Below are 396 nucleotides of genomic sequence, written 5' to 3'. Positions count from 1 at the left end.
AAAGAGACGATATTGGGTCTGTAGCTCAGCTGGTTAGAGCGCTCGCCTGATAAGCGGGAGGTCGGTGGTTCAAGTCCACTCAGACCCACCAATATCGACCGAGATGGGGCTATAGCTCAGCTGGGAGAGCGCCTGCCTTGCACGCAGGAGGTCTGCGGTTCGATCCCGCATAGCTCCACCATCTTTAAGGGTTTTTCCCTAAGAATCTTTAAAAATGGTTCCCTTCTTTTAATAGAAGTTGAATCAAGCTCTTTAACAATTTGGAAAGCTGACTGATTAACTGACTTACGAGTCATGTTAATCAAATTTAAAAGTTCTCAATGTTTATCTTTCATTAGATAAACACAACAAACACATTCAAGTGTCTTGTATTCGATTCAAACTTGTTTGAATCAC

The 396-nt window shown here is 42.7% G+C and carries 2 tRNA genes; both read left to right on the top strand.

The features are described 5' to 3' along the window. Positions 1 to 14: 14 nt before the first annotated feature. Positions 15 to 91: transfer RNA gene (locus tag OCT63_RS21470), tRNA-Ile, on the top strand. A 14-nt stretch (positions 92 to 105) separates the two neighbouring features. Next, a tRNA-Ala gene (locus tag OCT63_RS21465) sits at positions 106 to 181 on the top strand. Positions 182 to 396: the final 215 nt, after the last annotated feature.

Origin of the sequence: Vibrio sp. RW (assembly GCF_027587105.1) — a bacterium.
GTDB classification, from domain to species: domain Bacteria; phylum Pseudomonadota; class Gammaproteobacteria; order Enterobacterales; family Vibrionaceae; genus Vibrio; species Vibrio toranzoniae.
The sequence above is the reverse complement of the archived record's forward strand: the minus strand, read 5'-3'. Positions and strand labels throughout refer to the sequence as shown.